Genomic DNA, 22,630 nt, shown 5'->3' with positions numbered 1-22,630 from the left:
ATGGCAGCTAAAGACGTAAAATTCGGTAACGACGCTCGTGTAAAAATGCTGCGCGGCGTGAACGTACTGGCAGATGCAGTGAAAGTGACCCTGGGCCCGAAAGGCCGTAACGTGGTACTGGACAAATCCTTCGGTGCCCCGACCATCACTAAAGACGGTGTTTCCGTAGCACGTGAAATCGAGCTGGAAGACAAGTTCGAAAACATGGGCGCACAGATGGTGAAAGAAGTTGCCTCTAAAGCGAACGACGCTGCAGGCGACGGTACCACCACCGCAACCGTACTGGCTCAGGCTATCATCGCAGAAGGTCTGAAAGCCGTTGCTGCTGGCATGAACCCGATGGATCTGAAACGTGGTATCGACAAAGCTGTCGTTGCTGCGGTTGAAGAACTGAAAACGCTGTCTGTACCGTGCTCCGACTCTAAAGCCATCGCTCAGGTGGGTACCATCTCCGCTAACTCCGACGAAACCGTCGGTAAACTGATCGCTGAAGCGATGGATAAAGTCGGTAAAGAAGGCGTGATCACCGTTGAAGACGGTACTGGTCTGGAAGACGAACTGGACGTGGTTGAAGGTATGCAGTTCGACCGCGGCTACCTGTCCCCGTACTTCATCAACAAGCCGGAAACCGGCGCTGTTGAACTGGAAAGCCCGTTCATCCTGCTGGCAGACAAGAAAGTCTCCAACATCCGCGAAATGCTGCCGGTTCTGGAAGCCGTGGCGAAAGCAGGCAAACCGCTGGTTATCATCGCTGAAGACGTTGAAGGCGAAGCGCTGGCCACGCTGGTGGTTAACACCATGCGCGGCATCGTGAAAGTGGCCGCGGTGAAAGCTCCGGGCTTCGGCGATCGTCGTAAAGCGATGCTGCAGGATATCGCGACGCTGACTGGCGGTACCGTTATCTCTGAAGAGATCGGTATGGAACTGGAAAAAGCGACGCTGGAAGACCTGGGTCAGGCGAAACGCGTTGTTATCAACAAAGACACCACCACCATCATTGATGGCGTGGGTGAAGAAAGCGCCATTCAGGGCCGCGTGACTCAGATCCGTAAGCAGATCGAAGAAGCGACTTCTGACTACGACCGTGAAAAACTGCAGGAGCGCGTAGCGAAGCTGGCTGGCGGTGTTGCGGTAATCAAAGTCGGCGCAGCGACCGAAGTTGAAATGAAAGAGAAGAAAGCGCGCGTTGACGATGCGCTGCACGCCACCCGCGCTGCGGTAGAAGAAGGCGTTGTTGCTGGTGGTGGCGTTGCGCTGGTTCGCGTCGCGGCTAAACTGGCTAGCCTGACCGCACAGAACGAAGATCAGAACGTCGGTATCAAAGTTGCGCTGCGCGCAATGGAAGCGCCGCTGCGTCAGATCGTTTCCAACGCCGGCGAAGAGCCGTCTGTAGTGGCTAACAACGTGAAAGCGGGCGAAGGCAACTACGGTTACAACGCGGCAACTGAAGAATACGGCAACATGATCGACTTCGGTATCCTGGACCCAACTAAAGTGACCCGTTCTGCTCTGCAGTACGCGGCATCCGTTGCTGGTCTGATGATTACCACCGAGTGCATGGTGACCGACCTGCCGAAAAGCGATGCGCCTGATTTAGGTGCTGCTGGCGGTATGGGCGGCATGGGCGGTATGGGCGGCATGATGTAGTGCGACGAGAGTCGCGTAGGTAGCTAGCCTAGCGGGCTACGTCGATAGTGAACACTAACTTCGGTTGTGTTCACTATATCCCGCATTAAGTAGCATAAATGTAATAAATGTCCGATGTTCCGGACTTTAAATGCCTCCGGAACATCGGCGCTTCGCTTAGCGAAGCCCTAACTTCCGGATATGGCTTTAAAGTCAGAGTCCCTTAAAACTTACAAATGTATTAACTGTTATAACTATTTGAAATTTATCAAATATATTAACTTTTATAACTATTGTAACGTCTCAATAGATTCACGCTGAAGCAAGTTGCTGTTTTGACTTGTGATGTAGCGGGGAAAACATCGTCTTTATTAATATTATGTACGCTAGCACCTACCGGTGTGAAGCTGTACGCATGATTGTCTGACTGTATTGCTGTTTGATACAGAGCCAGACCTGTTATGTAACTAGCAGTAGCCTAGGAGCAGCGCGTCGCCAGTAATGGTGAGGTGTGAGAGCGCTCTGACAATGTACTCCCCGATGTCTGGGTGCTGTCTTATCGTGAGATAAGCAGTGGATTTTGCCAGTAGCAGGCAAATGAGAGGCTAGGCTGGATCATAGGGTTAACGTTAAGTGAACTGTCCGCAAGCACCGTCAGCCGCAAGCAGCAAAAGCTACTGATATGCTGTGACCAAAAGGTACAAGGTCGGTTATTCCTTTTACATCTGGGAATACGTTACCAACAGACCTTCGGTGTATAGGCAGAACCTAAGTGATTCGTGTCATGAGTACGGAACTCGGTAAGCCCGTATCTTCGCCACAATGTGGCAGGTGAGTCGCAAGACAAGCTGTTGAGGGTGCGGGTAGAGGAGGTTGGAGAAAGCGAATGCCATTCTGTAATGGAATGGATAGGGGGTTAAATGTTCCTCCACCGGAAACGGGGCAGACTTCCGACTGGTCTTTAATTGTGTGCAGTACTGTAAAGCAATCTAACGTGGCAGAAAGCTGGTTAAGGTGGTTCATACCCACCCTAATCAGGCCCTTGCGGGAGCATAAGATAACTCCCGTAAGGGGGTTGTCCGTCTGCTATTCGCTCGGGGCTTTCTAACCAAAAAGCACTGAGGAGGGTAGCAAGTTGAGTACGTTAATAAAAGTATCTGCGCTTTCCGGCAGGGCGGAAAATTGGCACCAGATTAACTGGCGTCAGGTACACCGTCAGGTCAGAGGGCTACAGATACGAATCGCAAAGGCAACGGAGCAGAAGCGCTGGCGTAGGGTGAAAGCCCTGCAAAGAATGCTGACGCGCTCGTTTGCAGCTAAAGCACTGGCTGTCAGGCGAGTTACCGAAAATCGAGGCAAAAAGACAGCCGGAGTGGATCGCCAGTTGTGGAACACTCCCGGAAGTAAGTGGCAGGCGATCGACCAGCTAAAACGGATGGGTTACAAACCGTCTCCGTTAAGGCGTGTTTACATTCCCAAGAGCAACGGTAAACGCCGTCCTCTGGGCATACCGACGATGAAGGACAGAGCGATGCAGGCATTATATCTGCTGGCACTTGACCCCATATCTGAAACTACGGCAGATCGCAACAGCTATGGATTCCGTCCGGCACGTTCAGCGGCAGATGCGATTGAGCAGTGTTTTGTTAATCTCAGTCGTAAAAGCTCTGCTGAATGGGTACTGGAAGGCGATATAAAAGGGTGTTTTGACAATATCAGCCATAACTGGTTACTTGCCAACATTCCGTTGGACAAACAGGTACTTGGGAAATGGCTTAAAGCGGGATTCATGGAGTCCGGTCGGTTACACCCAACGGAGGCTGGTACACCACAGGGAGGTATTATTTCCCCTGTACTGGCGAATATGGCACTGGATGGGCTGGAAGCGGTGTTAGAAACCCATTTTGGGAAGAAAAACACCAAAGCTAGTTACAAAACCAAGGTCAATTATGTGCGCTATGCAGATGATTTCATCATCACTGGCATCTCTCAGGAGTTGCTGGAAAATGAAGTCAAACCCCTTGTCGAGGCCTTTATGGCGGAGCGAGGGCTGCAATTATCACCTGAAAAAACGGTGATAACGCATATCTCCGAAGGGTTTGATTTTCTGGGGCAGAACGTGCGCAAGTACCATGGCAAAATGCTGATAAAGCCTGCTGCCAAGGGACTGCGTAATCATCTTCAGAAAGTCCGGCAAATAGTGAAACGCAATGCGGCATCAAAACAGGGCGACCTGATAAGGCAACTTAATCCGGTACTTCGGGGTTGGGCAAATTATCATTGTCATATTGTTGCCAAAGAAACGTTTAGCTATATCGACTATCGCGTCTGGAAGTTGCTCTGGCGCTGGTCATGCCGTCGGCACGGTAATCGCAACAAGTACTGGGTGAAACAGAAGTACTTTCATTCACTCGGTGGCGATAACTGGGTGTTCCAGAGTATCGATGTTGATAACGGCCTGCAAAGGTTGGTGTCGTGCAAAGATATCCCGATTAAACGTCACATTAAAATCAGGTCCGAAGCTAATCCATACGATCCGGTCGATGAGTTGTACTTCGAACAGCGGCAAATCAGGCGCTGGAAAGAGGGAAAAATGCAGCGAGGGAAACTGCGATTGATATGGGAGCGACAGGGCCATCGGTGTCCGATCTGTCACCAATTATTCCGAGATAACGATGATTGGGATATCCATCATGTTATCAGACGGGTAGATGGAGGGGGGGACGGAATCGATAATTTAATGATGTTGCATCCTAACTGTCACAGAGCAATACATCATCATGGCAAGGGTGAGTTGGGGGGCCAATCCCCCTCCTCGGACTTACCGGATTAGCATAATAGCGATTTTCATCGCCAGAATGATAATCACGGGGTCGATTTCGACTTTTAACGTGATAGTCATAGGTGCTCCTTATGTTGGAAGGGTAAAAGTAAGAAATATAAACGGAATCCGTTTTATTTCAGTTCGTTAGCGAGGATTTAAGGTCTGGCCTTTACAGGCATGACCACTAACTCATTCGCTAAGGGAACTAATGTGCTAGGCAGATATGGCCTGATAGCACAACTTTTCCAACCACACACTGGGGCATCGAAACTGGGGAGATTTTAGACCAGCTATTGCTAGTGTCAATTCTTTAATAACGGATTGAACATAAGATGTTTTTACTCTGTTTTAACCAAATTGAGTCGCTTTTAATTCTTCTGAGTTAAAGCTAAGTTTAATGGGTAACTTTCTAACCGGAGGCAACAATGGCGTTCGTATACGGCAACGATTACACCGTGCATGATCAAGATGGAAACCCTTTAGGCTCGATTGATGGTGATGAGTTTATTAGGGTACAAGGTAAACCTGTATCCAGAATAGACGATGAAGAGATCTACTCTCTTGATATACCTTGCAAACTTTTAGGTTACATGGAAGGTCTTAAAGGGGTTAATCTTGATGGATCTATTCGTTTCACTCTCAAAAGCGACCAAGCCTCATAAAGAAACTAACGTTGTCGGTCCAAAACAGTAGTTTGGGCTTATAAAGGCTTGAGCCGTATGCGGGGAAACTTGCATGTACGGTTCTTAGGGGGCGGCGGCACAGTAATGTGCTGCTGCTACCCGACATCGTGCGCGATACCCCATAGAAATAAAGAAACCCCCGGGCAGAAATGCTCGGGGGTTTTTCTTTTTCTCATCTTTTTAGTATAAGGTGTACATCCGGGCCGGCGCGTCCAGCTCATTGATCATGGGGAATAACATGCAGGTAAGATATTTAGCAGGGATTGTCGGCGCAGCATTATTGTTGGCGGGGTGCAGTTCCAGCAACGAACTGAGCTCAGGCGGACAGGGCGTACGCTTTGTTGAAGAGAAGCCGGGTGCGGATTGCCAGCTGCTGGGGACCGCGACGGGTAAGCAGAGCAACTGGCTGTCCGGTCAGAACGGTGATGAAGGCGGATCCATGCGTGGCGCCGCTAACGCACTGCGCAACCAGGCCGCCGCGATGGGCGGCAACGTGATTTATGGCGTCAGCAGCCCGACGCAGAACCTGCTGTCGAGCTTTGTGCCGACCGACAGTGAAATGAACGGTCAGGTCTATAAGTGCCCGAACTGATGTGATTCCGGGCCTCTCCCGTCGACGGTAAGAGAGGCCCGGCGATCTCCGCGCGTTCAGGTCAGTCTGTCAATCGAGGGTCTGCCAGTATTTCCCCGGCGGGCCTTTTCACGAATGTTGTTTCAAGCCTAAATCCAGCGGCGTCTTGCTGGGCTCACCGCCGATTTCTCGCGCCAGCCTCGGCACCATATACCCTGAAACCAGCGTCAGCAGCTCACGCATGATGGCCCGGGCCTCTTCATCTTCGACCATAAAATGGGCCGCGCCCTGGACTTTATCCAGAACGTGCAGGTAGTAGGGCATCACCCCGGCGTCGAACAGGGCATTGCTCAAATCGGCCAGCGTTTGCGCATTATCGTTAACGCCGCGCAGAAGCACGCTTTGATTGAGCAGCGTCACGCCTGCCGTGCGTAAGCGCATCATCGCCGCGCGGAAATCGGCATCGATTTCATTGGCATGGTTGCTGTGATTGACCAGCAGCACCTGCAACGACGAGCCGGCAAGGCGCGAGACCAGCGCGTCGGTAATCCGCGCCGGGATGACCACCGGCAGGCGGCTGTGGATGCGCAGGCGTTTGACGTGCGGGATGGCTTCCAGCTGCGTGAGCAGCCAGTCCAGTTCATGATCTTTCGCCATCAGCGGGTCGCCGCCGGAAAAAATAATCTCATCGAGCTGCGGATGTGCGGCAATATACTGCAGCGCCGCCTGCCAGTTGCGCTTATTGCCCTGATTTTCGGCGTACGGGAAGTGTCGGCGGAAACAATAGCGGCAATTTACCGCGCAGCCGCCCTTGACCAGCAGCAGCGCCCGGTTGCGGTATTTATGCAGCAGACCCGGTACCACGCTGTGCTGTTCTTCCAGCGGATCGGTAGAAAAACCCGGGGCCGCAATAAACTCTTCTTGTGAGGTAAGTACCTGACGAAGAAGAGGATCGTTGGGGTTTCCCGGCTCCATGCGGGCGATAAACGCCCGCGGCACGCGCAGGGCGAAGAGACGTTTTGCGTCGCGTCCCGCCAGCAGGTTCGCATCATTGTCTACATTTAAAAGATGCAGCAGTTCGTCAGGACTGGTCACAACATCTGCAAGTTGCGTTAACCAATCTTCTCTGGATGGGGTATTTAGGGTTACAATATGCGCCATTTTGTGGCTTAGCTACCAATTAACAAATTTAGAGGGCCTTATGGCGACTTACTATAGCAACGATTTTCGTGCCGGTCTTAAAATCATGATGGACGGCGAACCTTACGCCGTTGAAGCGAGTGAATTCGTGAAACCAGGTAAAGGCCAGGCTTTCGCGCGCGTTAAGCTGCGCCGCCTGCTGACCGGTACCCGTGTTGAAAAAACCTTCAAATCTACCGACTCTGCGGAAGGCGCGGACGTTGTTGATATGAACCTGACTTACCTGTACAACGACGGTGAGTTCTATCACTTCATGAACAACTCCACGTTTGAGCAGCTGGCTGCCGATGCGAAAGCCGTAGGCGATAACGCGAAATGGCTGCTGGATCAGGCGGAGTGCATCGTGACTCTGTGGAACGGCCAGCCGATCTCCGTCACCCCGCCGAACTTTGTTGAACTGGAAATCGTTGAAACCGATCCGGGTCTGAAAGGTGACACCGCAGGTACCGGCGGTAAACCGGCAACGCTGTCAACTGGCGCAGTGGTGAAAGTTCCGCTGTTTGTCCAGATTGGCGAAGTCATCAAAGTGGATACCCGCTCTGGCGAATACGTATCCCGCGTGAAGTAATTCATGTCATAAGATGGTTGGCGCAGCAGCGTGCTGCGCCTGCTACTGCAGGCAAGGAAGAATGAACAACACGACCTGGCTTCTGGCATTGCTGTTGCTGAGCGCTGTTTTGCTGACTGGCTGTAATACCGCCCGCGGCTTTGGCGAAGACGTTCAGGGACTGGGGCATGCGATTTCGCGCGCCGTCAGTTAAACGCCCTGTTATCCGCTCCTTTTGCTTCATCATCTCCTCTCGCGGCGCCGTTTCGCTTAAATCAGCCGTTTGATACCTCTTTTTCTCTTAAAAAACGCTGAGATCCCTTCATCCCGGGCCAGGTTGTCTATGCTTATAGGGCACGATAACTAAAACTGGTAATAAGGATGATATTATGGTGAAAAAAGCGATTGCAGCGTTCTTTACGGTTTTGGCCCTTTCTTCAGTGTTGACCGCATGCAACACGACGCGTGGTGTTGGTCAGGATATTTCAGAAGGCGGCAGTGCCATTTCCGGTGCGGCGACGAAAGCCCAGCAATAGACCTGACGGTACGGTCACCGGCCGTACCGTTCTTCCCATCTTCAGGCACGTTGTTTATAATCCCTGCGTTTTTCATCCACCTTGCGGGACGACCCGTAAGCGCATCGCATCCGGGGACGGCCCCATCAAGGAGTCGTATGTCCTGGTTCGTTTTGTTTATCGCCGGCCTGCTGGAAGTGGTCTGGGCGGTTGGCCTGAAATACACCCACGGTTTTAGCCGCCTGCTACCCAGCGCGATCACCATCATCGCGATGGTGCTCAGTATGGCGCTGCTGTCGTGGGCGATGAAAACCCTGCCGGTGGGGACCGCCTATGCCGTCTGGACGGGGATTGGCGCGGTTGGCGCAGCCATCACCGGCATCGTCCTGCTGGGTGAATCAGCCAGCGCGATGCGCATTGCCAGCCTGGCGTGTATCGTGGTCGGTATTATCGGCCTGAAGATCAGCGCGCACTAACCACCGCGCGCTCACTCATAGCGCTGATTGACCCAGATGAACTTGCTCACGTCGAAGCCCTGCCGGGTGGCAATGTCCAGCATCTGCTGTTTGACCTCTGGTGAGATCTTCGGCGTGCGCGCCAGCAGCCAGAGATAATCGCGATCCGGTCCGCAAACCAGCGCGTAGCGATACTCCTTATCCAGGGCGATCACGTTGTAGCCGCCGTAGAAAGGGCCAAAAAAAGAGACCTTCATCGCCGCCCGGGTGGGCTGACCGGTGAAGTACGCCACGCCATCGGTTTTCTGCCATATGCCCCGATCGGGGTTATAGCCTTTGTTCACCACATCCAGCCCGCCGTCGCCGCGCAGACCGTAGGTGGTGGTCACTTTTTCCAGACCACTTTCAAAGCGATGATCGAAGCGAGCGATTTCATACCAGGTGCCGAGATAGCGCTGGGTGTCAAAAGGGCTTACCACCGTGACGCCTTGTGGCGGTGTCGGAGTGCTACAGGCTACGACCAGAAACGAGGCGGCAATAACCGCAATAATTGGCAGCGTACGCATAGCATTTTCCTTGCGGGCTTTTTAGCTAAGTGTAGATTCTGCCGGGAAAAAGCGGGGGGATATTTTCTGCAAAGGAGAGCCCGGTAGCAGAATGTTACCGGGCATCAGGGCGATTAAATAAATAACACGCCGACCAGGGTCACCACGGTCAGGATCGCGGCCAGCCCGTAGAAGACCCATTTCCCGTTCGGCACATGAATTTTCAGGTCATGCATCGCGTGATGGATACGGTGGAGCCCGCACCACAGCGGCAGGACGATCATCAGGAAGAGGAAGGTGCGGCCGACAAAGCTTTGGGCAAAGCCCAGCACGCGTTCGTAGCTGAACGCGTCGCCTGGCGCCAGACCTAACGGCAGCAGGATGCCGACCAGCAGCACTATCACCGGCGCGACAATCGCGCCCCACATACCGCCTGCGCCAAACAGCCCCCAGAATACCGGTTCATCGGAACGTTTTGGATTGGGATCGATCATTTCAGCCTCCTTACCAGAACAGGGCGACAAGCAGAACCGCCACGGTCACCACCGCGGTCACCACCCAAAGCCCTTTAATAACCGGCCCTGGCCCCATTTTCTCGCCTTTGATAATGATATTGGCGGCTTTCGGCGCCAGCTCAAACCAGGTTTTACTGTGCAGCAGCGCTGCCGCAAGGGTGATCAGGTTCAGAATCACCACAATCGGGTTTTGTAGGAAACCCACGTAACCCGCCCAGCTTTCGGCCCCGTGCTTGAGGGCAAACAGCCCGTAAATCAGCACGATGCTGAACCATACCGTGGGCACTGCGGTTCCTTCACGCACCATATAGAAGCGATAAAACGGCAGTTTTCTCCACCAGGTGGACGTCATCGGCCGCACATAGGGTTTGCGTTTAGTCGTCATCATGCACTCCTTAGCGTGGTTTCAGGGTGGCGATAAGAAAGTCTTTCGAACTCTCTACCTTGCCCTGCTGAATGGCGGCCGCCGGGTCGACGTGCTTCGGACACACTTCCGAGCAGTAGCCCACGAAGGTGCAGGTCCAGACGCCGTTCTTGCCGTTAAGCTGCGCCATACGTTCCTTCTTACCGCGATCGCGGCTGTCTTCGTTGTAGCGATGGGCGAGGGTGATGGCCGCCGGGCCGATAAACTCCGGATTGAGGCCAAACTGCGGGCAGGCGGCGTAGCACAGTCCGCAGTTGATGCAGCCGGAGAACTGATGGTATTTCGCCATCTGCGCCGGCGTTTGCTTGTTCGGCCCCTGCTCCGGGGTGCGCGGATTGCCAATAATATAGGGCTTAATGGCCTCCAGACTTTCGATAAAGTGGGTCATATCGACCACCAGATCGCGCTCAATCGGGAAGTTGGCCAGCGCCTCGACCTTAATGCCTTTGGTGTATTCCCGCAGGAAGGTTTTACACGCCAGCTTCGGCACTTTGTTGACCATCATCCCGCAGGAACCGCAAATCGCCATGCGGCAGGACCAGCGATAGCTGAGATCCGCCGCGAGGTTATCTTTGATATAGCCCAGCGCGTCGAGCAGCGAGGTTTGCTCATCATAAGGGACTTCATAGAACGCGCTGTGCGGGGCGGTGTCCACTTCCGGGTTGTAGCGCACCACTTCGATTTTGAGGTTTTTCATCTCAGCCATTTGCCGTCTCCTTCTTCTCGGCCGCTTCCGCTTCTGCGCCATATACGCGTTTCGCCGGCGGCAGAGTGGTGATTTTCACCTCGCCGTAATCCAGGTGAGTGGTGCCGTCTGTATCGCGGAAAGCGAGCGTATGTTTGAGGAAATTGACATCATCACGCTCGGTGCAGCCTTCATCCAGGCGCTGATGCGCGCCGCGGGACTCTTTGCGGGCAATAGCGGAGTGCGCCATACATTCGGCGACGTTCAGGCCGTGGCCCAGTTCGATGGTGTAGAGCAGGTCGGTGTTGAAGACGCTGGAGCTGTCGGTGATGCGCACGCGCTTAAAGCGCTCCTGCAGCTCCGCCAGCTTATCGATGGTTTTCTGCATCAGTTCCGGCGTGCGGTAGATACCGCAGCCTTCTTCCATCGCCAGACCCATCTCATCGCGAATTTTCGCCCAGTTCTCGTTACCGTCCTGATTGATGAGGTCTTTCAGGCGTTTTTCGACATCCGCCGCCTGTGCATCCAGCGCCGTGCCGTTGGCCTCTCCGGCTTGCGCCGCGCGCGTCATCGCCTGTTCACCGGCAAGACGGCCAAACACCACCAGTTCTGCCAGCGAGTTGGAACCAAGACGGTTGGCGCCATGCAGGCCGACGGAGGAGCATTCGCCCACGGCGAACAGACCTTGAATACGGGTTTCGCACTGCTGGTCGGTTTCAATGCCGCCCATGGTGTAGTGCGCGGTCGGGCGTACCGGAATCGGCTCTTTTACCGGGTCAACGCCGACGTAGGCTTTCGCCAGCTCACAGATAAACGGCAGACGCTCAAGCAGCTTTTTCTCGCCCAGATGGCGTAAATCAAGGTATACCACGTCGCCGCGCGGCGTCGGGATGGTGTTGCCTTTACGCCATTCATGCCAGAAAGCCTGGGAGACTTTGTCGCGCGGACCGAGCTCCATATATTTGTTTTTCGGCTCGCCCAGCGGCGTTTCCGGCCCCATGCCGTAATCCTGCAGATAGCGGTAGCCGTTTTTATTGACCAGGATACCGCCTTCGCCGCGGCAGCCTTCGGTCATCAGAATACCGGAGCCCGGCAGCCCGGTAGGGTGATATTGGACGAACTCCATATCGCGCAGCGGCACGCCGTGGCGCAGCGCCATCCCCATACCATCGCCGGTGACGATGCCGCCGTTGGTGTTATAGCGATAGACGCGTCCTGCGCCGCCGGTCGCCAGTACCACCGCATTTGCGCGGATCTGTACCAGCGAACCCTCCATCATATTCATCGCCACCAGGCCGCGGGCCTGACCGTCGTCGACCAGAATATCGAGGACGAAATGTTCATCGAAGCGTTGGATTTGCGGGAACTGAAGGGCGGTCTGGAACAGGGTGTGCAGCATATGGAAACCGGTCTTATCGGCGGCGAACCACGTGCGTTCGATTTTCATCCCCCCGAAGCGGCGCACGTTGACGCTGCCGTCCGGGCGCCGGCTCCACGGGCAGCCCCACTGTTCGAGCTGGGTCATTTCCGTGGGGCAATGATGGACGAAATAGTCGACGACATCCTGCTCGCAGAGCCAGTCGCCGCCGGCGACGGTATCGTGAAAATGGTACTCAAAGCTATCATGATCCTGCGCCACGGCGGCCGAGCCGCCTTCTGCCGCCACGGTATGGCTACGCATGGGATAGACTTTTGAAATTAGTGCTATTTTGGCATTTGGATTGGCCTGCGCCGCGGCGATTGCGGCACGAAGACCTGCTCCGCCAGCGCCAATTACGGCAAGATCGGCTTGAAAAGTTTGCACGACATTCCTCCAGTTTTTGTTTATTTCGCCGCCGGACTGGCGAAAATGTGGCACTGCTCCTTTATAGGTAAAGGAGTATAGCCTCAGGGTTAGTGGGGAAAATTGACGTGTTCGATTTTTTTATCAATCTGTGCGCCTGTTTATCAGTAATGGTGATGAACCTACGGCACCAATAAATTTTATGAATGGCAGAGAGGGGACGGTTCGCACAAAATTTGTTTCACCCGACGGTTACGAGTAGACTTCGTGCCCTTGTATGAAATCGGAGAAAGTAACATGAGCGAGACGGCAACCTGGCAGCCGAGCGCGTCCATTCCAAATCTGTTAAAACGTGCGGCGATAATGGCGGAAATTCGCCGTTTCTTTAGCGACCGCGGCGTACTGGAGGTGGAGACGCCTTGCATGAGTCAGGCAACGGTGACAGATATTCACCTGGTCCCGTTTCAAACCCGTTTCGTCGGCCCGGGCTATTCGCAAGGGATGGATCTCTATCTGATGACCAGCCCGGAATACCATATGAAGCGGCTGCTAGCTGCCGGCTGTGGTCCGGTGTTCCAGCTATGTCGTAGCTTCCGCAATGAAGAGATGGGGCGTCACCACAACCCGGAATTCACCATGCTGGAGTGGTATCGTCCGTGCTATGACATGTATCGTCTGATCAACGAAGTGGATGATTTGCTCCAGCAGGTTCTGGAGTGTCAGCCGGCGGAGAGCCTCTCCTATCAGCAGGCCTTCCAGCGTCACCTTGAGCTTGATCCCCTGTCGGCAGATAAAACGCAGCTGCGCGAAGCGGCGGCGAAGCTCGATCTGAGCAATATCGCCGATAGCGAAGAAGACCGGGATACTTTGCTGCAGCTGCTGTTTACTATGGGCGTCGAGCCGCATATTGGTAAAGATCGTCCGACCTTTGTTTATCATTTCCCGGCAAGCCAGGCCTCGCTGGCGCAGATCAGTACCGAAGATCACCGGGTGGCGGAGCGCTTTGAGGTCTATTACAAGGGCATTGAGCTGGCGAATGGTTTCCACGAACTGACCGACGCCCGTGAACAGCAGCAGCGTTTCGAGCAGGATAACCGCAAACGTGCGGCCCGTGGCCTGCCGCAGCAGCCGATTGACACTAACCTGCTGGGCGCGCTGCAGGCCGGCCTGCCGGACTGCTCCGGCGTGGCGCTGGGAGTGGATCGGGTGGTGATGCTGGCGCTGGGCGCTGAAAGTATCAGCGACGTGATCGCTTTTACCGTCGATCGCGCCTGACCGTTCAGCGGCTTCCCTTAGCCAGCTGGCCAGGGGAAGCGTTATTGCTGGCGAATGGCGTTCGCGCCTCGCTGGCGTGACCCGCCTTACAGACCTCCCGCCGTGCGGCTGGATTTCCCTGCCGACGTCAGCGCTCTGCTGCTTTTTCTGCCATCAATGCTTTCCAGGCGCATCTGGAACGGCGGGAACGGCATATCAATACCGTGCTCGCGGTAGCCTGCCAGAATCAGCTGGTGTAGCTCGTGACGCAGCGGCATACGGTGTCCCATCTCGGCGGCGTAGATACGCAGCTCGAAAATCTGAATCCCCTGCTGCAGGTCGACGAGGAAAGCCTCTGGCGCCGGCGTATCGATCACCAGTGAACAGCGGTGCGCGGCGGCAATCAGGATCTGCGTCACTTCTTCCGTATTCGCATCCGCCGGGGCCGGGATGGTTAACACCACGCGGGTCACCGAGTCAGAGAGCGACCAGTTGATGAACTGCTCGGTGATAAAGGCCTTGTTAGGCACGATAATCTCTTTGCGGTCCCAGTCGCTGATGGTTGTCGCGCGGGTATTGATACGGGTGACGCTACCGGTCAGATCGCGGATCGTCACCGTGTCGCCAATACGAATCGGTTTTTCAAACAGGATAATCAGGCCGGAGATAAAGTTGGCGAAGATCTCCTGTAAACCAAAACCAAGACCGACGCCGAGCGCGGCGACCAGCCACTGCAGTTTCGCCCATTCAATGCCGATCATCGAGAAGCCCATCAGGCCGCCAATCAGCATCAGCAAATATTTGGTGATGGTGGTGATGGCGTACCCGGTACCCGGGGTGAGATCGAGGTGCTGCAGAATCGCCAGCTCCAGCAGCGCCGGAAGGTTGCGCACCAGCTGGGTGGTGATAATCAGCACCAGGATAGCGATCAGCACGGCGCCGAGGGTAATAGGCTCAAGGCTTTCCACGCCCTGAACCGTCGAGGTGACGTCCCACAGCGAGATATTCTCAAGGAAGCCGAACGCCGAGTGAATTTCTGACCACAGGACGATCACCGACACCAGCGCGATCAGCATCAGCAGCGAACGCACCAGGCGCAGGGACTGGGTGCTGATGGCATCGAGGTCGATCTCGCTCACTTCGGTTTCCGCCGATCCTTCCGGGCTGCTGGCGTGGGCGACGTCATCCTCGCCGCGGGCGCGCTGGGCAAGGATCTCCGCCCGGCGATGCTTCGCGCGATCGAAGGCCAGACGACGGCGCTGAATCAGCATCCAGCGGCGGATGATGTGGTACACCACCAGCAGCAGGAACCAGATGGCGACCGAGGTTTCCAGCCTTGCCAGCAGCGCCTGCGCGGTGGCCAGATAGCCGATCGCCGCCGCCAGCATCGCGATTAACGGCGCGCCCAGCAGCAGGTTCCACAGCATGCGGTTCACCATGTTATTGCCGCTCCCTTCTTTATCGAGATACAGCGGGATTCCAGCGTGCTTCAGACTTAAGGTGACCAGCGCCAGCGCCCCGCAAATCAGCAGGAAGCACAGGCGGCCGAGCGAAGCGGAGAACTCACGATCGTTAAGATTATCAAACATAATCAGCGCGATAATCAGCGGTACGATCAGCCCGATGCTCATCAGATAGTAGCGCATGGCTTTGCTGACCCGGTTTCGCGGCCAGCCGAAGTGAGCGATAAACAGACCGTTCGGGCGCGCGAAGGTGGCGCAAACCATCACCACCCATAGCAGCGGCACCGTGGCGGTGACGCTCTCGCCAATCGCCACCGCCAACGGGAAGGGCCAGGCAGATTGCAGGCCATAGCCCAGGGTCATCCACAGCACCGGGAGCGGGGAGGCCACCAGAATCGACCAGAACACCGTGCGGAGCGTGAGCCAGAAGTGATCCTGGGTGACTTTGCCGACGCGGGCGCTGGAGCGCTCAAGGAAGCGGGTGAAGTGGCGGCGCGAGCTGATGCTGAAGCCAACCAGAATCAGCGCGCCGAACAGCGGCAGCAGCGTCTCCTTGCTGGTTAACATCATGGCGCTGGCTTTGCCAAGCTGGCTGACGGTATCCAGAGATACCAGGCGGCGCAGATCGCGGACGATTTCCAACGGCCATGAAAAGCCGATCGGGCTGACATCCGAGGTCCAGAACAGATAGCGGTGCGTCGCTTCGTTGATCTCTTTCAGGGCATCTTCAAGTTGACCATTGGAGACTTTCAGCTTGGTCAGCTCCAGAATCAGCGTATCGCCGCCCTGCAGTAGCGAGTTGAGCAGTTCGGTTTGCGTGCGCAGCTGAGCTTCAAGAATGCGGTTCTGTTCGCTGGTCAGCGGCTCTCCGTTCGCCTGGCGCAGCAAGCGCAGCTTCGGCTGGCTGCCGAGCAGATCCTCATAATGCAGGCGCTGTACCCGCAGCTGGGCCATTTCGGTATCCAGCTGCTGCGGTTTCGGCGTTTCCGGCAGACGGGCGACCTGAGCGCGTAGGGCCTCACCCAGCAGGTTGGACGACCCCAGCCACTGGGACTGCTCGCGCAGGGTATTGAGCGCCTGGCGGACCTGCAGCGTCTGACTGGTCGCCTGACGTTGCTGGGAGGCGACCAGATCCATCCGCTGGGCCTGCTGATTCAGCGCCTGCGAGAGCTCGCGGTTGACTTTGAACTGCGCCACGATTTCCGGCGGCAGGTTTTCGCTGTTCTCCGCCAGCAGCTCGGTACTCTCCAGCGCTTTTTCCGCTTCGCGCTGGCGCTGGCTGTTGAGCTGATTGCGTAACGCCTGCAGGTAACCGTCGAGCAGCTTGCCCTGCTTTTGCGCCAGATCGCCGCGCATCCGCGACAGCTCCTGACGGTTGTTGGCGGAAAGCTGTGCCAAATCCAGCTCGTTGACCAGCGCTTTCAGACGCGCTGATTCCGCCTGCAGGGCGAGATTCTGGGCCTGCGCCAGCGGGGTATTGCTGGTCTGCGTGCCGACGCGGCGCTCAACGTCGTTCAGCTGACGACGCGCGTCGGTCTGCTGCTGAGGAAGCTGATTAAGCGAATCGGCAATATCGCGCGCGCGCTCCTGCTCCTGCTGCGCCTGGCGGCTGGCTTCAAGCAGCTGGCTGCTGACCTGAAGGATCTCCTGGTTCAGCGCATCTGAGGAGAGGTTAGTGGCGACCTGGCGTGGTTCGTCGGACAGGTTGTTAATCTGTGAGCGCAGGGTCTGGAACAGTTTGGGGAAGTTATCGATAACCTGCTGATACTGGCGGGCGCGCTCAAGGGAGGCGCTACGCTCCTCAAGCGCGTTCAGCGCCGACTGTAAAGCTTCAACGGTGCCAGGCTGGGCGGGTTTTGCCGCCTTCGCCTGTTCCAGTTCCTGAGCTATCTGTTTCGCATCGGGGGCTGTCGCGGCGTACGCCCCCAGACTGAGGCTCCAGGCCAGCAGGAAAATATATATCAGACGCACGGCATAACCCTTTTTGTCAGGAATTAACCTTCATCTTGTGTCGCGCCGCTCAGCGGGCTGACGTCGTCTGCTGCCGTGGACAGGGTCTCAACGGCGGTCGCCAGCGGCTGGCCGAGTTTGGTTTGCGAGAGACTTTGCAGCTGTTCAACCAGTTTCACCTTGCCCGGGGCAAACAGGTTGATCACCGTTGAACCAAGCTTAAAGCGACCCATCTCCTGGCCTTTCAGCAGCGCCACAGAGCCTTCACTGTCGCCCGCCGGCCAGGTCCAGCGCTTGAGCACCCCTTCGCGCGGCGGGGTAATGGTACCGGACCACACGGTCTCGATGCTGCCGACAATGGTCGCGCCCACCAGAATTTGCACCATCGGGCCAAATTCAGTATCAAACAGGCAGATCACGCGCTCGTTACGGGCAAACAGATTTGGCACGTTCTGCGCGGTCAGATGGTTAACGGAGAACAGATCCCCCGGAACGTAGATCATTTCGCGCAGGATGCCGTTGCACGGCATATGGACGCGGTGATAGTCACGCGGCGACAGATAGGTGGTGGCGAAGCTGCCATTGCGGAACAGGTCGGCCATCTGGTAGTTACCGGCCAGCAGCGCTTCCAGGGTGTAGTTGTGGCCTTTCGCCTGCAAAATTTTGTCGTCTTCGATGGCACCAAGCTGACTGATGACCCCGTCGGCAGGCATCACCAGCACGTTGGGATCGGTGTTCAGCGGACGCACCTCGTCGCGCAGCGGACGGACGAAGAAATCGTTAAAGGTGCGGTAGCTGGCGGTATCGGGCTTTTGCGCCTCTTTCATGTCGACCTTGTAGTATTTCACGAACAGATCGATGACCAGCTTCGTCAGCCAACCCGCTCGTTTGCTCGCACCCCAGCCTGCGAGGCGGGTGAGCCACAGTTTAGGCAGAATGTATTGCAGTGAAAGTTTAAGATCGTTTAACAAGGTAGCCTCCAGGCCATTATTTGTCGTTCCTGACCCCGCAAATCAGCGGGGATCTGAAAAAAAGGGGGACGATTCTAACGATGCTCAGCTTAAATGTCAGTCATCGGATGATGAAAAGCTTTTACGCGTCTTTACCTGTACCTGCGTCATGCTTTCCAGAATGCGGTGGTAGTTTTCAAAACGGCTTTCGGCGATATTGCCGTTTTCTACCGCCTCACGAATCGCACAGCCCGGATCGGTATCGTGCTTGCAGTCGCGATATTTGCAACGGCCTAAATAATCATGGAATTCGACAAAGCCGTGGGTGATTTGTTCCGCATCCAGATGCCAGAGGCCGAATTCCCGTACCCCAGGGGAATCAATCACATCGCCGCCGTGCGGGAAGTGATAGAGGCGAGCGGCGGTGGTGGTGTGCTGGCCGAGACCGGAGTTGTCAGAGACGTCATTGGTCAGGATCTGATCTTCATGCAGACCCAGCAGCGCGTTGAGCAGGCTGGATTTACCCACCCCGGACTGCCCGGCAAAGATACTGATACGGTCGGTGAGCGCCTCTTCAAGCGGTTTGAGGCCATCCTGAGTGCGGCTGGAAACCATCAGCACGTGATAGCCAATTTCACGATAGATATCCATCTGCTCGTTAACAAAGGCCATGCCGTCGTCGTCGAGCAGGTCGGTCTTGTTGAGCACAATCAGCGGCTCAACGTCCAGCGTTTCGCAGGCCACCAGGTAGCGGTCAATAATGTTTAATGACAGCTCCGGCAGAATCGCGGAAACAATGACGATTTGATTGATATTGGCGGCGATGGGTTTGACGCCATCGTAAAAGTCCGGGCGGGTCAGAACGGAGGTCCGATCGTGTACCGCTTCAACAATCCCTTTTACATTGACGCCGTCGGCGGCGTCTTTGCCCGGTCGCCAGACGACGCGATCGCCGGTCACTAGGGAACGGATCGTACGGCGAATATTGCAGCGGTGAACGCTGCCATCGGCGGATTCGACATCGGCATGCATGCCAAAGCGGCTGATGACGATCCCTTCAGATGTTTCACCAAACAGATTGTCATCGTAATCGGCCTTCTCCGAAGTCGTTTTCAGGCGGCGCTGATGGTTGGCCTTCACGCGGCGCTGTTGGCCTTTGGAGAGTTTATTTTTACTCAATCGAACTGGCTCCTGGTCGCCCTAAGTGGGCAAAACCTCTATGATACACGCTATCTTAGATGAATATCGACCCGTCATCCTTCAAGATGCTGGTGCGTTGGTCAGCCTGCATCGTGAAATCTTACGGGCCCGGATGGTAAAATTATGGGTGGAAAATAGCATGAGTGCAGATGAAAACAACCTCATTTGGATCGATCTTGAAATGACAGGGCTGGATCCGGAGCGCGATCGCATTATTGAAATCGCCACCCTGGTGACCGATGCCCACCTGAATATTCTGGCGGAAGGGCCGACGATCGCGGTACACCAGTCGGACGCGCAGCTGGCGCTGATGGACGAGTGGAACGTGCGTACCCATACCGGGAGCGGGCTGGTGGAACGCGTCAAGGCCAGTACCCTGGGCGATCGCGAAGCGGAGCTGGCGACCCTGGAGTTTCTTAAGCAGTGGGTACCGGCGGGCAAATCGCCGATCTGCGGTAACAGCATTGGTCAGGATCGCCGCTTCCTGTTCAAATATATGCCGGAGCTGGAAGCCTATTTCCACTACCGCTACCTCGACGTCAGCACGCTGAAAGAGCTGGCGCGCCGCTGGAAGCCGGAAATCCTCGCGGGCTTCAAAAAGCAGGGCACCCATCAGGCGATGGATGATATCCGTGAGTCGGTTGCGGAACTGGCTTACTATCGTGAGAACTTTATCAAGCTGTAATCGCCCCGCCGGGGTGAGTCGGCCCCGGCAGTCACGCGCTATTTAAACCACTTCTGTTCCATCGCCTGGAACTCCGGCGATACTTTCACCACCGCCAGCGCGGCATTGATTGCATTGAGCAACTCCGGGTCGTCTTTACGCACCGCAATTGCGTATTGCTTGCCGTAGTACCGGGGGTCGGTTGCCCGCTCATCCATCATGGCGTAGTCAGGATTGTCCTGCAGCCACGGGTCGAGGGTCGCCAGGTCGCCCATCACGCCATTCACGCTCCCGTCCTTCAGCGCGCCCAATGCGCTGGCGTCATTGTCGTATACGATGACGTTGACGCCTTTTTGTTTATCGTGCAGATAGTGCTGGTGGACGGTGCCTTTGACGACGCCGAGCTTCTTGCCCTTCAGATCGGCAAAGCGGTGGGCGGCGTCTTTTGCGGTCACCACCACCCCGGAGAGCGTCTGGCGATAGGGCTGGGTGAAGGCCACCTGTTTTTCGCGCATCGGAATGACCTCAATGCCGGCGATGATGGCGTCAAATTTCTTAAAGCGCAGCGCCGGTATCAGGGTATTGAAGTTCTGCGGCGTAAATTTGCATTCGGCCTGCATCTGTTTGCACAGCGCCTGGGCCAGATCGATGTCGAAACCCAGGGGCTGGTTTTTCGCATTAACGGTTTCAAAGGGCGGATTGGCCGTCGTGGTGCCAAAGTGCAGCGTCGTCGCCGCAGCTGTTCCTGCGACCAGAGTGGTCAGCAGCAGGACGGAAAGCGCTCTTCTCATGTAAAATTCCCTGTTTGTCAGTGTGGTTGACCGTCAGCGGGTATCGCGCACCCACAAATCTGAGCGATTTTGCGCCTTTAGCGCAGCTGGAAAAAGTTATTTTGCCTTGTCGGATGCTTATTTGTACAATTCGCTGGAGTATCTGGCGAGAAAGTGTCCACTCAGACAAAAAACGCAAAAAAGTGTTCGCAGGGGGGTTGCAGGTAAATCGAATTCTCGTATAATGCGCCTCCCGTGACGAAGCAGAAATGCGCATCACGGCGCCATGGAAATATGGCAAAAGAAGTACGCGGGAATAGCTCAGTTGGTAGAGCACGACCTTGCCAAGGTCGGGGTCGCGAGTTCGAGTCTCGTTTCCCGCTCCAAAATTTGAAAGCACCATACCCAAGCGGGAATAGCTCAGTTGGTAGAGCACGACCTTGCCAAGGTCGGGGTCGCGAGTTCGAGTCTCGTTTCCCGCTCCAAAATTTGAAAGTCACCACACCCAAGCGGGAATAGCTCAGTTGGTAGAGCACGACCTTGCCAAGGTCGGGGTCGCGAGTTCGAGTCTCGTTTCCCGCTCCAAAATTTCTTCTTCAGTTCAGTTTATCCACAGTGCAAACAGCGCCGGGGATGCTTTCCGTTGTCATACGGAAAATACTGTGAACAGAGTTATCCACAGGTTAAAGTCTGAACAGTTCACGATGAAAAACTTCATCATGTGAATAATATCAACTTATCTGATTGAAATTTAACAATAAAATTTCATTTCAAAGTGTTAATGCGATCACTTGACGTACGTCTGCGCGTTGAAACGCAATGTGTTTTTGTTTTTATTCACAGCCTGTGAATGAATCAGGCATCCCGCGGTAGCCCTTTCTCAATCACCCTGACCAGACGCTGCTTTTTCGGCAACTGCACGTCAACCACGTTGGCATTGCGCTTGTCGATTTGCTGCGCCACCGCCCACTCAATGTGTTCATCGAGTAGTGGGTGCTCACCTCGGCGACTTTCCAGGGCGATAAGATTCGCTTCATCCCAGGCGGCATTGCCCAACGCCACGGCAATATTCCGTAGCCAGCGCAGGTGACCGATGCGGCGAATCGCCGACCCCTCCGTGACCTTGAGAAAATGGGCTTCACTCCACGCAAACAGTTCCACCAGCGGCGGCGCGTGCAGCGCTTTACGCGGGCTGAAATCCTCTTCGTCCGTTAACTGCGAGAAGCGGTTCCACGGGCAAATCAGCTGGCAGTCATCGCAACCATAGATACGGTTGCCGATCAGCGGGCGGAACTCCTCCGGAATGGCGCCTTCCAGCTCAATGGTCAGATAGGAGATGCAGCGGCGGGCATCGACGGTATAGGGCTCGACGATCGCTCCGGTGGGGCAGATCGTCATGCAGGCGACGCAGCGCCCGCACTCTTCCGTTACCGGCTGGTCGATGGGGAGCGGAATATCGATGAGCAGTTCGCCGAGGAAAAAGAACGATCCGGCATCGCGGTTGAGAATCAGGGAGTGCTTCCCGGTCCAGCCCAGACCGGCTTTTTCCGCCAAAGGGCGCTCCAGAATGGGCGCAGAATCGACAAACGGTCTAAAATTGAGCGAAGCACACTGTTCCTGAATCATCTCACCGAGTTTTTTCAGGCGGTTACGTAACAGTTTATGATAATCACGCCCAAGGGCATAACGGCTGACGTAACCCAGCGCGGGATCTTTCAGAGTGCGGGCGAAAGCGGCGTTGGCGGGGAGATAGTTCATCCGCACGCTAATCACGCGTAACGTACCGGGCAGAAGTTCATGCGGCCGCGCGCGCATCATCCCGTGGCGCGCCATCCATTCCATTTCGCCATGGTACTGTTTGTCCAGCCATGCCTGCAGCTTAGGCTCGCTGGCGCTGAGATCGGTATCGGTGATGCCGACCTGCTGGAACCCCAGTTCAGTGCCCCATTGCTTGATTTGCTGCGCTAACTTATTGAGATCGAGGGGCTGAGACATGATGGACCATA

At 55.5% G+C, this 22,630-nt stretch carries 21 protein-coding genes and 3 tRNA genes; 13 read left to right on the top strand and 11 right to left on the bottom strand.

Annotated features, from left to right (window positions below; all coding sequences use genetic code 11):
* The 4 genes from groL (at window position 1) to ACI2JR_RS14575 (ending at window position 5,725) form a co-directional block, all read left to right on the top strand.
* Complete coding sequence (gene groL, locus ACI2JR_RS14590; RefSeq protein ID WP_462478842.1) at window positions 1-1,647, top strand: chaperonin GroEL; 1,647 nt, start codon at window positions 1-3, stop codon at window positions 1,645-1,647.
* Window positions 1,648-2,761: 1,114 nt separating this feature from the next.
* Window positions 2,762-4,459 carry a group II intron reverse transcriptase/maturase gene (gene ltrA / locus ACI2JR_RS14585; RefSeq protein WP_462478841.1) on the top strand — a complete coding sequence of 566 codons (1,698 nt, stop codon included), beginning with the start codon at window positions 2,762-2,764 and terminating at the stop codon, window positions 4,457-4,459.
* Window positions 4,460-4,875: 416 nt separating this feature from the next.
* Window positions 4,876-5,112 (top strand): hypothetical protein, encoded by a 237-nt coding sequence (locus tag ACI2JR_RS14580; RefSeq protein ID WP_462478840.1) that lies wholly within the window; start codon window positions 4,876-4,878, stop codon window positions 5,110-5,112.
* 259 nt (window positions 5,113-5,371) lie between these two features.
* Window positions 5,372-5,725 (top strand): DUF4156 domain-containing protein, encoded by a 354-nt coding sequence (locus ACI2JR_RS14575; protein ID WP_132730226.1) that lies wholly within the window; start codon window positions 5,372-5,374, stop codon window positions 5,723-5,725.
* Between the two features lie 108 nt (window positions 5,726-5,833).
* Here ACI2JR_RS14575 and epmB read toward each other — a convergent pair whose 3' ends face one another.
* A complete protein-coding gene (gene epmB / locus ACI2JR_RS14570) occupies window positions 5,834-6,865 on the bottom strand; it encodes an EF-P beta-lysylation protein EpmB (RefSeq protein ID WP_462478839.1) in 1,032 nt (343 codons plus the stop codon).
* A gap of 40 nt (window positions 6,866-6,905) precedes the next feature.
* Between epmB and efp the strand changes: the two genes are divergently transcribed.
* From efp to sugE, 4 genes are all read left to right on the top strand, one after another.
* Window positions 6,906-7,472, top strand: coding sequence for an elongation factor P (gene efp / locus ACI2JR_RS14565; protein ID WP_004856970.1), 567 nt, complete (start codon window positions 6,906-6,908; stop codon window positions 7,470-7,472).
* A 61-nt stretch (window positions 7,473-7,533) separates the two neighbouring features.
* Window positions 7,534-7,665, top strand: coding sequence for an entericidin A/B family lipoprotein (locus ACI2JR_RS14560; protein WP_132730224.1), 132 nt, complete (start codon window positions 7,534-7,536; stop codon window positions 7,663-7,665).
* A gap of 175 nt (window positions 7,666-7,840) precedes the next feature.
* A complete protein-coding gene (gene ecnB, locus ACI2JR_RS14555) occupies window positions 7,841-7,987 on the top strand; it encodes a lipoprotein toxin entericidin B (RefSeq protein ID WP_004097935.1) in 147 nt (48 codons plus the stop codon).
* 137 nt (window positions 7,988-8,124) lie between these two features.
* Complete coding sequence (gene sugE / locus ACI2JR_RS14550; RefSeq protein ID WP_462478838.1) at window positions 8,125-8,442, top strand: quaternary ammonium compound efflux SMR transporter SugE; 318 nt, start codon at window positions 8,125-8,127, stop codon at window positions 8,440-8,442.
* Window positions 8,443-8,453: 11 nt separating this feature from the next.
* Here the strand turns inward: sugE and ACI2JR_RS14545 are convergent, their stop codons facing one another.
* From ACI2JR_RS14545 to frdA, 5 genes are all read right to left on the bottom strand, one after another.
* A complete protein-coding gene (locus tag ACI2JR_RS14545; protein ID WP_132730222.1) occupies window positions 8,454-8,987 on the bottom strand; it encodes a lipocalin family protein in 534 nt (177 codons plus the stop codon).
* A 113-nt stretch (window positions 8,988-9,100) separates the two neighbouring features.
* A complete protein-coding gene (gene frdD, locus ACI2JR_RS14540) occupies window positions 9,101-9,460 on the bottom strand; it encodes a fumarate reductase subunit FrdD (protein ID WP_462478837.1) in 360 nt (119 codons plus the stop codon).
* Window positions 9,461-9,470: 10 nt separating this feature from the next.
* Window positions 9,471-9,866: a fumarate reductase subunit FrdC gene (frdC, locus tag ACI2JR_RS14535; RefSeq protein WP_132730349.1), complete on the bottom strand. Its 396-nt coding sequence runs from the start codon at window positions 9,864-9,866 to the stop codon at window positions 9,471-9,473.
* 10 nt (window positions 9,867-9,876) lie between these two features.
* The gene (locus ACI2JR_RS14530) at window positions 9,877-10,611 is read right to left on the bottom strand and encodes a succinate dehydrogenase/fumarate reductase iron-sulfur subunit (RefSeq protein WP_132730220.1); all 735 of its coding nucleotides are present in this window, start codon (window positions 10,609-10,611) and stop codon (window positions 9,877-9,879) included.
* The gene (gene frdA, locus ACI2JR_RS14525) at window positions 10,604-12,394 is read right to left on the bottom strand and encodes a fumarate reductase (quinol) flavoprotein subunit (RefSeq protein WP_462478836.1); all 1,791 of its coding nucleotides are present in this window, start codon (window positions 12,392-12,394) and stop codon (window positions 10,604-10,606) included. Before frdA ends, ACI2JR_RS14530 begins: the two co-directional genes overlap by 8 nt.
* A gap of 276 nt (window positions 12,395-12,670) precedes the next feature.
* Here frdA and epmA point away from each other — a divergent pair, with 276 nt between their 5' ends.
* Window positions 12,671-13,648, top strand: a complete 978-nt coding sequence (gene epmA / locus ACI2JR_RS14520) for an elongation factor P--(R)-beta-lysine ligase (RefSeq protein WP_132730218.1) — start codon at window positions 12,671-12,673, stop codon at window positions 13,646-13,648.
* A gap of 86 nt (window positions 13,649-13,734) precedes the next feature.
* On the opposite strand, the gene mscM is transcribed toward epmA, so the two are convergent.
* The 3 genes from mscM to rsgA form a co-directional block, all read right to left on the bottom strand.
* Window positions 13,735-17,061: a miniconductance mechanosensitive channel MscM gene (mscM, locus tag ACI2JR_RS14515; RefSeq protein WP_462478835.1), complete on the bottom strand. Its 3,327-nt coding sequence runs from the start codon at window positions 17,059-17,061 to the stop codon at window positions 13,735-13,737.
* A gap of 23 nt (window positions 17,062-17,084) precedes the next feature.
* Window positions 17,085-18,011 carry an archaetidylserine decarboxylase gene (asd, locus tag ACI2JR_RS14510; protein WP_462478834.1) on the bottom strand — a complete coding sequence of 309 codons (927 nt, stop codon included), beginning with the start codon at window positions 18,009-18,011 and terminating at the stop codon, window positions 17,085-17,087.
* A 96-nt stretch (window positions 18,012-18,107) separates the two neighbouring features.
* The gene (rsgA, locus tag ACI2JR_RS14505) at window positions 18,108-19,169 is read right to left on the bottom strand and encodes a small ribosomal subunit biogenesis GTPase RsgA (protein WP_132730215.1); all 1,062 of its coding nucleotides are present in this window, start codon (window positions 19,167-19,169) and stop codon (window positions 18,108-18,110) included.
* Between the two features lie 160 nt (window positions 19,170-19,329).
* Between rsgA and orn the strand changes: the two genes are divergently transcribed.
* Window positions 19,330-19,875 carry an oligoribonuclease gene (gene orn, locus ACI2JR_RS14500; protein ID WP_132730214.1) on the top strand — a complete coding sequence of 182 codons (546 nt, stop codon included), beginning with the start codon at window positions 19,330-19,332 and terminating at the stop codon, window positions 19,873-19,875.
* Window positions 19,876-19,913: 38 nt separating this feature from the next.
* On the opposite strand, the gene ACI2JR_RS14495 is transcribed toward orn, so the two are convergent.
* The gene (locus ACI2JR_RS14495; RefSeq protein ID WP_462478833.1) at window positions 19,914-20,645 is read right to left on the bottom strand and encodes an arginine ABC transporter substrate-binding protein; all 732 of its coding nucleotides are present in this window, start codon (window positions 20,643-20,645) and stop codon (window positions 19,914-19,916) included.
* A 289-nt stretch (window positions 20,646-20,934) separates the two neighbouring features.
* Between ACI2JR_RS14495 and ACI2JR_RS14490 the strand changes: the two genes are divergently transcribed.
* From ACI2JR_RS14490 to ACI2JR_RS14480, 3 genes are all read left to right on the top strand, one after another.
* Window positions 20,935-21,010, top strand: a tRNA-Gly gene (locus ACI2JR_RS14490).
* Between the two features lie 23 nt (window positions 21,011-21,033).
* A tRNA-Gly gene (locus tag ACI2JR_RS14485) sits at window positions 21,034-21,109 on the top strand.
* 24 nt (window positions 21,110-21,133) lie between these two features.
* Window positions 21,134-21,209, top strand: a tRNA-Gly gene (locus tag ACI2JR_RS14480).
* Window positions 21,210-21,479: 270 nt separating this feature from the next.
* Here the strand turns inward: ACI2JR_RS14480 and queG are convergent.
* Window positions 21,480-22,619 (bottom strand): tRNA epoxyqueuosine(34) reductase QueG, encoded by a 1,140-nt coding sequence (gene queG / locus ACI2JR_RS14475; protein WP_132730212.1) that lies wholly within the window; start codon window positions 22,617-22,619, stop codon window positions 21,480-21,482.
* Between the last annotated feature and the right edge of the window lie 11 nt (window positions 22,620-22,630).

This window comes from Klebsiella sp. NPDC088457, assembly GCF_044900465.1.
GTDB lineage: Bacteria > Pseudomonadota > Gammaproteobacteria > Enterobacterales > Enterobacteriaceae > Klebsiella.
This window is presented reverse-complemented; position numbering and strand designations above follow the sequence as displayed.